Source organism: Reichenbachiella agariperforans (assembly GCF_900142205.1).
Classification (GTDB): domain Bacteria; phylum Bacteroidota; class Bacteroidia; order Cytophagales; family Cyclobacteriaceae; genus Reichenbachiella; species Reichenbachiella agariperforans.
Genome location: NZ_FRAA01000001.1, coordinates 810,023 through 821,511 on the forward strand (window position 1 = coordinate 810,023; position 11,489 = coordinate 821,511).

7 protein-coding genes are annotated in these 11,489 nt (G+C 42.7%); 4 read left to right on the top strand and 3 right to left on the bottom strand.

Annotated elements, in window-relative coordinates:
• Positions 1-127: 127 nt before the first annotated feature.
• The gene (locus tag BUB99_RS03045; RefSeq protein ID WP_073119310.1) at positions 128-1,702 is read right to left on the bottom strand and encodes a RagB/SusD family nutrient uptake outer membrane protein; all 1,575 of its coding nucleotides are present in this window, start codon (positions 1,700-1,702) and stop codon (positions 128-130) included.
• A gap of 26 nt (positions 1,703-1,728) precedes the next feature.
• Positions 1,729-4,821, bottom strand: coding sequence for a SusC/RagA family TonB-linked outer membrane protein (locus BUB99_RS03050; RefSeq protein WP_084190319.1), 3,093 nt, complete (start codon positions 4,819-4,821; stop codon positions 1,729-1,731).
• A gap of 307 nt (positions 4,822-5,128) precedes the next feature.
• On the opposite strand from BUB99_RS03050, the gene BUB99_RS03055 reads away from it, so the two are divergent.
• Positions 5,129-6,184, top strand: a complete 1,056-nt coding sequence (locus tag BUB99_RS03055) for a sensor histidine kinase (RefSeq protein WP_073119311.1) — start codon at positions 5,129-5,131, stop codon at positions 6,182-6,184.
• A gap of 3 nt (positions 6,185-6,187) precedes the next feature.
• Positions 6,188-6,904, top strand: a complete 717-nt coding sequence (locus BUB99_RS03060; RefSeq protein ID WP_073119313.1) for a LytR/AlgR family response regulator transcription factor — start codon at positions 6,188-6,190, stop codon at positions 6,902-6,904.
• A 184-nt stretch (positions 6,905-7,088) separates the two neighbouring features.
• On the opposite strand, the gene BUB99_RS03065 is transcribed toward BUB99_RS03060, so the two are convergent.
• On the bottom strand, positions 7,089-9,149 hold the full coding sequence (locus tag BUB99_RS03065; RefSeq protein ID WP_073119315.1) for a beta-N-acetylhexosaminidase: 2,061 nt from the start codon (positions 9,147-9,149) through the stop codon (positions 7,089-7,091).
• Positions 9,150-9,564: 415 nt separating this feature from the next.
• On the opposite strand from BUB99_RS03065, the gene BUB99_RS03070 reads away from it, so the two are divergent.
• Positions 9,565-10,269, top strand: a complete 705-nt coding sequence (locus tag BUB99_RS03070; protein WP_073119317.1) for an ABC transporter ATP-binding protein — start codon at positions 9,565-9,567, stop codon at positions 10,267-10,269.
• The gene (locus BUB99_RS03075) at positions 10,259-11,488 is read left to right on the top strand and encodes an ABC transporter permease (protein WP_073119319.1); all 1,230 of its coding nucleotides are present in this window, start codon (positions 10,259-10,261) and stop codon (positions 11,486-11,488) included. Before BUB99_RS03070 ends, BUB99_RS03075 begins: the two co-directional genes overlap by 11 nt.
• The last annotated feature ends 1 nt before the right edge of the window (position 11,489 follow it).

The window sequence follows — 11,489 nt, forward strand, 5'->3', positions numbered from 1 at the left end:
GTATGCAATATAGACTAAATTTCATTTTGTGTGCGGACACACAGTTAAATTTAATCAAAAAAAGAGCCATGCATGCATGGCTCTTCATTTCAAATACTAAAAGCATTGAACAATAAACAGGGGTGTTTTAATTAATATCCCACCAAAGTGATGTTCCACCTGTATCAGGTCCACCTAGTGCTTGTATGCCTGACGCAACACCATCAGGATTAGTCGTCAACTCAGTTGCTGAAAAGTTGATTCTTTTGATTTGTGCATCCGTATCGATTTTTCCATCGCTGTAGTTCACTACATTAGGGAATTTCTTTGGGTATCCCGTTCTTCTGAACTCAGACCACGCCTCTTGTCCATCAGGAAACATCGCAATCCACTTCTGCGTGATCACCTTCTCTAAGAGCTGATCTTCAGTAGCAGTAGCATCCCAAGCAATCGTCGCTGTACTAAGGTTAGGGTCTCCCGCCAATACACTATTGTCAGCGTTGTAGGCATCTACAAACGGAGCAGGTATGCTAACTGCATCTACCATGTAGGTATCCGCCCCACCAGCACCATGCTGTGCAAATGACAAAGCAATACCAGCCTCATAGTTAGCCTGTGCAGTACCTGCACCTGCCCATCCTTTGAGGGCTGCTTCAGCTTTCAAGAAAGCCACCTCTGCTGCTGTCATCAACTGCACTCCACCAAGAGTAGATATTGCTGAATGACCTACATATGTATCTTTAGATGCTATCTCTATTCCGCTTCTAACTCCCTTAAAGCCTCCTGCTAAAGTAGCATCCGTAGATGGAGCAAAGTAAACTTCTAGACGTGGGTCATTGTATCCACTCAATACTGACTCCATTTCAGCACTCATACGTGTATCGCCCCATGCACCACTGAGTGTATTGAGTGGGTGATCACCTGCACTAGGAGACAATGTAAAGTTCGCACCATTGCTATCAAGTAAACCTACAGCATCTGTCAAAGCCTCTTCTCCAACTGTCTTAGCATAAGCTGGATCAACTCCAGACATACGAATCGCTAATCTCAGTTTCAAAGAGTTAGCAAACTTCAGCCAGTTGTTGACATCACCGCCATACACCAAGTCAAACTTGGCAAAGCCTACAAAATCGGTATAACCTTTTAATACAGTAATCGCCTCATCCAAATCTGCGACAAACTGCTTGTACACCTCCTCCTGCGAGTCATACATCGCTGGAGACTGACCATATTGTGAGTAAATAACTGGACCAAAAACATCAGACACGCGGTGCATTGCCTCTACACGTATGATCTTGCCCCATGCTACAAACTGAGGAAACTCATCACCAGCAGTCTCATCCATAGTTGCCAATGGATACATTACGCTTTCGTATGCAGAAGACCAAATGAAACCATTCCATCCATCTACTAGACCGTAAGTATTGTTGTTAATGTTTCCTGCAAACGGTGTAGGTGGTGCCAAATACCCACTATAAATATCTGCATTCAAGTTCTGCTGCAACTGCGTCACCCAAGCTGGTGTAATCACATAAATATTCTGAGTAGCCTGTACAATTCTACCCCCGATGTGATTGAAATCTTGCGTCAATGCCTCATTGGATATCCCATAGGGATTGGTATTGATCTCTTCGAAATTATCAGTACAACCTTGTATAGCAACTGTCATGATAGAGGCAGTTGCTAAAGCAAGCATTGATTTATATATCTTATTTATTTTCATGATTTAAATTTTATCGTGAACAGTAATTATAGTGTCAAAGACAGGTTGAAACCGATGCTTCTCGTAGATGGCAAACCAAAAACATGAACACCTTGTAGTCCTGTACCTGTAGACATAGACACGTCTGGATCGAACGGCGCATCATTCTTTAGGAAGAACAAGTTTCTACCGATCAATGAAAGCTTCGCTGTCTTGATTGGACCCAACTTTTCCATCACAGTAGACGGAAGCGAATATCCTATCGACATCTCTCTCAACCTAATATTAGTAGCACTGTACACATACTGCTCCGTGATACCTGCTCTACCTCCGACAGTTGTATAGAACTCTTGCGCTGGCAACAATCCTGAATATGCCGTACCATCTGCATATACTGCTTTCATATCTACACCACCTGCATCACGTGCGTCACCAGTTGCTTTAGATACACCATAAAGGTCATTCATCGCTTCGGTGATCGACATTACTTCACCACCTATCCGAGCATCAACCAAGAAACCAAGCGAAATCCCTTTGTAATTAAAGTTGTTATTCCATCCCCACATGTAATCAGGGTTAGGATTACCAACATAATCTAGTCCCCCTTCTTGTACCTGTGGACGGCCATCTGCATCTACGATTATTACGCCATCTTCATTTCTAGCGAATTTCTGTCCGTAGATATCACCAAACTGCGATCCCTCGGTAAGCATCATTGCATAACTATTCACTCCAGGAGCTGTCAACTGTAGTCTACCGTCTTCTAGCTCACTAGGTAGCGCCTTCACTTCGTTGATATTCTTCGTAAAATTCAATGTAGAAGTCCAAGTGAAGTTCTCCGTAGAAACTGGTACTACTGTCAAAGCAGCTTCAACACCTTTGTTTACGATCTCACCACCATTGATATAGAAGAAACCTCCACCCTTACTAGCTGGTGCTACGATAGGAATTCTTTGGTTCTCAGTCACGGTGTTGTAGTATGCTACATCTAAACTAACTCTTTGGTCTAAAACAGAAACCTCAGCACCTACTTCGAACGAGTTTTGCATTTCAGGATTCAAAGTCTGTCCTGGTTCTACTCTACTCGTAGGAGTCGTTACCGTACCATAAGGGATAATCGAGTTGAAAGAGCCAGATGTCAAATCATACGCATTCACTGCATTACCTACTTGAGCAAAAGATGCTCTTACCTTTAAAAGGTCTACAGAAGATATGTCCACCATCTCAGAGATCACAGCAGTCAAACCTACAGATGGATAGAAGAAATCTGTATCAGGCAAAGTAGAAGACCAATCGTTTCGACCTGTCACGTCTAGGAACAACATACCGTTGTAGCCTAAGTTCAAACTACCGAACACTGATTGCAACTGCGAATGGCTACCTCCTTCGTTGAACAAAGCTGTTCCTCCAATGGCTATGTTTTGAATGTTAAAAGTATTGGCATAAAACAACCCTTCAATACCTTCGTTTCGAATATCGTCTCCTCCTTTCGAATCGAAAAACTGCGTTTTCACTTCGCTATCCGTGATACTCGTACCCACTGTCGCAGATACACTGAATTTCTCGAATGTCTTGTTGTACATCAACAAAGCATCTCCATACATCTGCGTAGCTTCTGCATTTTGCTGTACATATCGACCATTGATATCTGACAATGTCGCTTGAGTAGATGCGTGAACTCGTTGTTCGTATCTATCCACAGACTTGTCGATATTACCTCTCACACGGAAAGTCAAACCTTCTACGATCTTCAATGTCGCTCCGATGTTACCGATTACTCTGTTTCGAGAGTCTTCGTTTTGGTTTCTATTTAGAATCCAATATGGGTTTTGTTGCACATCAATGTTGTTGACCCAATTTTGCGTATTGAAGTTCCTATTGGCATCAAAGGTCTCATAATTGTTTTTATACTCATCAAAATCCAACCCTCTTGGGAAGAAGTATAACCCAGTCAATGGGTTGAAGTACATTCCTGAGTTTGCTCTATTGTTAGTGCTTTGCGTAATCAAGCTTACACCACCATCCATTTTCAAGCGATCTTGCCAGAGACTCAAAGACTCTTTGAAAGTCACATTATGCTTTTGCAATTCGTTGCTAGGAATAATCCCTTTAGAATCCGTATTTGCATAAGAGAAATAGGTTTGTGCCATCTCGTTACCACCAGCAACAGAGACCGTATTAATCCATGTTTTGCCATTGTCAAAAAAGTCACTTACATGATCCTTAGCATCTACAGATCCTCCCCAGCTATCCAAAGCTCCAGCAGAAGTCTGTCCATAATTGAACTGCATCTCAGGCATCATCAATACTGACTCTGAAGTAAAATTAGATGAAGCAGAGACTGACACTTTTCCTGCTTTTCCTCTTTTGGTCGTGATCAAGATCACACCATTCGCTGCTTGGCTACCATATAGTGCTGCTGCAGATGCTCCTTTCAGTACGTTGATGCTTTCGATATCCTCAGGATTAATGTTAGCAACACCGTCACCACCATCTCTACCTGCTCCACCAGTACCGGCAGATCCAGCTACACCGAAGTTTTGTCCCCAGACATCACTAGGCTGTGAGGGAGAAAAGTTGTTCATAGGCACACCATCGATCACATACAACACAGAGTTATTTCTTGTAGAAGAGTTACCTCTAAGTACTACTCTCGTAGATCCACCTACACCTGAGCCACTTCTATTGACAAACACACCGGCAGCCTTACCTGTCAATGAGTTCATAAAGTTGGCATCTTTGACTTTCGTCAACTCTTCACCGTCTACTTCTTGTGCAGCATAGGTCAATGACTTCTTGTCTCTCGATATACCGAGAGCCGTCACCACCACTTCGTCCAACTGCTCTACATCTGGCTCCATCCCTAGATCTAGCACCGTCTTAGCTCCTACTGGCTGTTCAGCTGTGAGATAGCCAATGAAAGAAAACACCAAGACATCCAAATCAGACACTTCTACACTATAAGCACCTTCGATGTCTGTCACTGTACCATTAGAAGATCCCTTCACTAGCACATTTACTCCTGGTAGGGCTGCTCCATCTGCCGAGTCAGTTACTTTACCAGATACCGTACGAGTCTGAGCCTGCACGAACAGCGTCGTGCAAAGAGCTAAACTCAATATGAGTATTCTTTTAATCATAGAATTAATATTTAGTTATTAGTAATCGTTTTTTGATTTTAACATCTTAATGATCGTTACTAAATCGTGAAGCGAATAATATATTAGCTCAGTGGAGAGAATTCTCCTCCGAACGTCACCTACCCACTCCTATCTCCATCAAAAGGGTGTTTTTTCGCCGTTGGTCTACAGAATGACTCGGTACAGCGATATGAAATGCATAGCAGATTTTAAGTAATTATTATACATATATAAACATCGTTTCGAACCATAATTTTCTAAATTGGCATTCTCATACACATACCTATTGGACAAACAATCGCTCACTATGCCAGCATATTTGGGATTCCTCAAAAAACCTTTTATTCAACATTCGTTGTTTTGGGGTGCCTACTTCTGCATCAACTGGCTGAGGTGGGGTAGTTACTTTGATGACTATACCTATTCGTTTGAGTCTAACCTAGTGGAGTTTCCCTTGCACCTAGCCATCGTTTACTTTAATATCTACTTTTTGATGCCCCGACTGATCCCGAAACGCGTGTTTTGGTACATCATACTCTTGGCTCTATCGATCTTAGGTATCGTCATCATTCGGATTATCCTCAACTACTTTCTGGTCACGACAGACATCTACAAAGAATCGAATCTCGAACACACAGATCTATTCGACTTCAACTATGTCTTAGCTGCCTACATCGGACAGGTCTATGTTGTCGCAATCGCCATGGCAGTCAAAATGACCATAGACTGGATAGCCTATAAGAACAAAGCCAGCGAACTGGTCAAAACAAACCTCGAAACAGAACTTGCCTTTTTGAAATCCCAAATACAGCCTCATTTCTTCTTTAATACGCTGAACAACCTGTATTCACTCACCCTAGACAAGTCAGACAAAGCACCCTACACGGTACTGAAACTCTCCGAACTGATGAGTTATGTGATCTATGATGCCAAACAAAAAAGAGTACCCCTGATCAATGAAGTTCAACATATCCAGAACTATCTGGATTTGGAAATGCTACGCTACGGCGACCGATTAGAGATAGATCTCGCCATATCTGGAGACATAGAGGGCAAAGTGATCCCTCCCGTCCTTCTACTCCCATTTATAGAAAATAGCTTTAAACACGGCACCAAAGTAGATAGCGAACTCATCCCGATAGATATTTCCTTGGATGTGACTGATAATATACTGACCTTTTCGACCGAAAATCTAAAACCAGATGAGATCCTGCTAGACAATGGTCTAGAGACGCACAAACATGGTGTAGGAATGACCAACACCAAACGTCGGCTCAATCTGGTCTATGGCCACACCCACAGCCTCGAGGTAATGGAGACCGCTGACAAGTACAAGGTAATATTAACTATACCTATCGATTAGTATATGAGTATAAAGTGTTTGATAATCGACGATGAGCCACTGGCTATCAATGTCATCAAGAATTTCTTGGTCAATTTTAAGAACTTCGAGCTATTGGGCACTTGCCCTGATGCGGTCGAGGGGTTTAATTTCCTCTCTAAGCACGAGGTAGATGTGATATTTTTGGACATCAACATGCCCAAAATCAGTGGACTAGATTTCCTCAAAAGCTTGAATAAACCTCCGATGATTGTCATCACCACGGCGTACCGCGAGTATGCAGTAGAGAGCTTCGAACTGGACGTGGTAGATTACTTGGTCAAGCCCTTTGCCTTACAACGGTTTATGAAGACTGTCAATCGTATAGAATCCAGACTGGAAGAAAAAAACATCAACCGGACAGAACCTACAAACTCTGCAGAGACAGAAAGACCCCACGTATTCTTCAAAGTGGACAAGAAGATGATCAAAGTCTACCTAGATGAAATACTCTATATCGAAAGTCTCAAAGACTATATCCGAATCAAAACCTTTGATCAGAGCCTAATCAACCACAACAACCTAGTGAGTGTAGCAGAACTACTGCCCGCAGATGAATTTGTACGTATACATCGCTCCTACATCATCGCCATCAAAAAAGTCAAAGTCATCGATGGCAACCAAGTCGAGGTAGGAGACAAACTCCTACCGATCGGCCGCAACTATCAAAAGGACATCAAGGATCTACTACTGGGAACCTAAATCACCTGTTATCAGTTTGCCGTTCAGTTTGTACCAAACTACGCCTTAAGGATTCAGAAGCTGGATACCCAATCCCCACGTAACATACGCCAAGGTAAGCTCTCATTTTGGACAAAAAATAAGCGCTGTGAGTCTCCATTCTCACAGCGCTGCTAACCTCAACTCTAACTCTAATAAGTAATCTTTAGTTCTGTACTGAGCTCTTGCTCTGGGTCATCTCTACCAGCTCACTGACTGGAGCGATCACCTGTAGCTCTACACGTCCATCTTGTATCTTCGCCTGTTCGAGATGTGACACAGCCTGCTTGTACCATTTCTTGGGAGCTTTTTTACCGCTATCGATATAGTCTATTGCGACTAGCGCATCTTCGGACAGCAATTTCAGGTTAGTCGAATGCTCCTTGGCCTGAGCCAAAATCGGTGATACTTTGATCGCTGCTTGCAATGCATCATCATTCCCCACCCACAGTTTTAACTGTGCCATCATAGCTTTAGAATCAACCTTACCACGCTGATAGTCTTCTACCTGATAGGCAAAATCCCTTGCAGCCATCGCATCAGCTAGAGTTGCATCAGCAAGCTTGGTATAGGGATCGAACACATCATACATGAACCCACCTGCGTTTCGCGTATAGCCCTTCATAGGTTCCAATACGTCTACAATCACACGAACTGGTTCTATAGCACGTGAATTCGCAAGGTTTCGGAGAATCTTCTCCTGTGCAGAGATATGTTGTAGACCATAGTGCTCTAGGACCAACGACAGCTTGTTCATCCGCGAGTACATACTACGTACATCTCTGGTATCCACAGGCGACCAATACCGCTCCGCAAGTGCTGCCATTCTAGGCCACACTCTAGTATCTATGGTCAGTGGTGTCACCAACTCACTCCACATGGTCGCTTCTCCCCCCATAATATTTGCTTTCATCTCCTCATCTAATTCATACCCAAAATAAGGATCAACACGGTAATAATCTTCAGCATTGTACATCAGATCAATGTAATAACCATTGGACAAAACAGACTTGAATCCCTGACGTGCAGCATTAAACAATGTCGTCGTATCAGCCAAACTCTGCCCTCCACCTCTCCATGAGTGAATTACGGTCTCTTTGGAGATTCCGTCTGTATGAATCTCATCCCATCCCATCATATATCTATCATGTTTTTTGAGTATCTCGAACAGGTGCTGGTTAAAGTAGGTCTGTAGATCGTGGTTAGAATGCATATCATGCGCCTTCATAAAGGCCTGAATCTCCTCATTTTCATCCCAGTGTTTCCCTTCATTTTCATCTCCACCGATGTGAAAATAAGGGTCTGGAAATATAGAAATCACCTCTCCAAACAACTGATCCAAGAAAGTATAGGTCTCATCTATGATAGGATTCAAAGTAGGGTCAAACACTCCTGCATTTCGGGACAAGTAATAGGTCGTATCCTTACTACCCAACTCTGGGTAAGCCTTCAACAGTGCAGATGCATGCCCAGGCACGTCGATCTCAGGCATCACACGAATCCCACGGTCAGCAGCATACTGAATGATATCCTTCAACTCTGCAACAGTATAGTACTGCCCATCAGAGCTGACTTCATTCAGTCTCGGAAACAACTTTGACTCGATTCTATAGCCATGGTCATCACAGAGGTGAAAGTGCAGTACGTTGAGTTTGACCGCTTCCATACCGTCGATATTTCTCTTGATCACATCTACGGGATGAAAATGCCTCGACGCATCTATCATCAATCCCCTCCACTGAAAACGTGCATCATCCACGATTTCCACAGCCGGTAAATAATACCCCACTTTGTCCACAGAGATAAGCTGAAACAAAGTCTGCAAACCTCTCACCACTCCAATATCTGTTTCTGCCTTGAGAACAACACCAGATGCTGAGACGCTTATCTGATGACTTTCATCCTCCCCTAACTCTACTTGCCCTATACGGTCTACTTGTATCTGCAAATCAGCGCTACGACTCGTATCAGCCGCTGTAATGATATTTTGATCAAGAAAAAGTCCCGTACGGTTCGTGAGTCGTTCTATATATCTGGTACTCGCTTTGCACAGCCTCGGACTCGTGAGTTCAGTCATTCCCAGTACAAAACCTTCTGTTAGCCTAAATTTCCCATCCTTCATTTCAATCTGTTTCGGCCATGGCATCAAATTCTCCAAACCGTTGATGTTTTGCGCGGAAGTGAATGTAGCACAGAGACTAAAAACAACCAGATATAAATATTTCATCTTACTAAATTTTGATCTTTCATATTACAAGTCCGATCTCGATGACCACAAGGGATCAAAGAGGTCTTAATCATAACCACAAGATAAAAGTATACCCGAGTTAAAAGGTGGAGAAATATATTAGCTAAGGAGGGTATTTCTAACGCTAAATGGCAAGTCCGCCAAACAACTCATTTCTATGAATTAATTACTCATTCCCCCATGATTTCACAACTGTAGACACACGCACTACACCATAAAATAAGAATTACTATGCTTTAGTCAATCGTACCACCAAACAGCAGATAGCCCCCTACAGACAACAAAAAGAAAGAATTTATCTTTTTTTAACTTTACTTGTAATAAACCCCTGCTCTATCGCACTTATAGGGCATAGCAATCAAATGAACTCAATTAAACGCCAATCGAATACTCCATGATAGAAGTAAAAGACATACACAAGTCTTACAAAATGGGACAAAACTCCCTAAAAGTCTTGAAAGGAATCAACCTCAACATCAACGAAGGAGAGCTAGTTGCCATCATGGGATCCTCTGGATCAGGGAAGTCTACGCTACTCAATATACTCGGTATGCTGGACGAAGCAGAAACAGGTGAGTATATCCTAGACGGAGTTTTGATCAAAAACCTAAACGAGACCAAAGCGGCACACTATAGAAACAAATTCCTAGGGTTTGTGTTTCAATCCTTCAACCTCATCAACTACAAGACTGCTGCAGAAAATGTAGCACTCCCACTCTACTATCAAAAAACCAACCGAAAAGAGCGGCAAGAGAAAGCACTTGCCTACCTCCAAAAAGTAGGATTAGGAGAATGGGCAGGACACTTACCTAGCGAGATGTCTGGTGGACAAAAACAACGAGTCGCCATCGCCAGAGCACTAGCTGCAGCGCCGAAAGTACTCCTAGCTGATGAGCCTACTGGAGCACTCGATACCAAGACCTCCTACGAAGTAATGGACCTCATCCAGCAGATCAACGACGAAGGAAAAACCATCCTCATCGTAACACACGAAGAGGATATCGCCAACATGTGCAAACGCATCGTTCGGCTCAAAGATGGTGTCATCATCGAAGATGTCAAAGTAGAACAAGTTAGAGCCGCACAGTATGTTCAATAGAGACCGCTGGCAGGAAATCTTCCAGACGATTTCCAAAAATAAACTCAGAACCTTCTTGTCTGGCTTTACTGTTGCACTGGGTATTTTCATTTTTGTAATTTTATTTGGGTTAGGTAATGGACTTAAAAATACTTTCGAATCGTTTTTCCTCAATGACGCCACCAACCTTATCTGGGTATATCGAGGCAGGACATCCATGCCCTACAAGGGATTTAAATCCAACAGGCAAATCGAATTTAAAAATGATGACATAGCAGACATCAAATATAATTTCGGTATGTACATGGACTACATATCACCTGGTATAAATAGAAATCAGAAAATAAAATACAAAAACGAATACAACAACTATAGTATCCAAGCCATAGCACCTGGCTATCAATTCGCAGAGAAAGTCTATCTCATGGAAGGCCGTTTTATCAATGAGGACGATACCCAAAACCAAGAAAAATATACAGTCATCGGTCGACTCGTTAGAGACGATTTGTTTGGGAAGAAAAGTCCATTAGGTGAATATGTAGATGTAGGAGGCAGTATGTTCAAAGTCATCGGTGTATTCCAAGACGATGGTGGAGACAATGAGGAGCGTAGAATTTACATCCCTTACACTACAAGACAACTCATGGACAAGAATACTGACAAACTAGATCAGTTCGTAATCGGGTTCAAGCCAGAAATTGGGTATACCGGAGCAATGATGTTCGAAGAGAAACTACGGCAGTTCCTCAAAGACAAGCATCAAATCCATCCAGATGATAGGCGTGGTATTTTCATTCGAAACGTGGCAGACAACCTACAGCAAAACCAGCAATTTGCTAGCGTATTGCAGATCATCGTAACCTTCGTCGGGTTAGGCACACTCATGGCAGGGATCATTGGTATCAGTAACATTATGGTCTTTGTAGTGAAGGAACGTACCAAAGAACTAGGTATCCGAAAAGCACTCGGAGCGACACCTCGATCCGTTATCGCGATGATCCTACAGGAGTCTATCTTCATCACGACGATAGCAGGATACATAGGACTTTTTGCTGGGATTTTGATTCTCAACTCCCTAGGTGTGACACTAGAGGATTACTTTATCAAAAACCCTTATATCGACATGCAAACAGGGATATTTGCTACAGTCATACTGATCATATTCGGTGCAATAGCAGGCTATATCCCAGCTCGTCGCGCAGCCCGAATCAAACCAATTGTAGCACTTAGAGACGAATAAG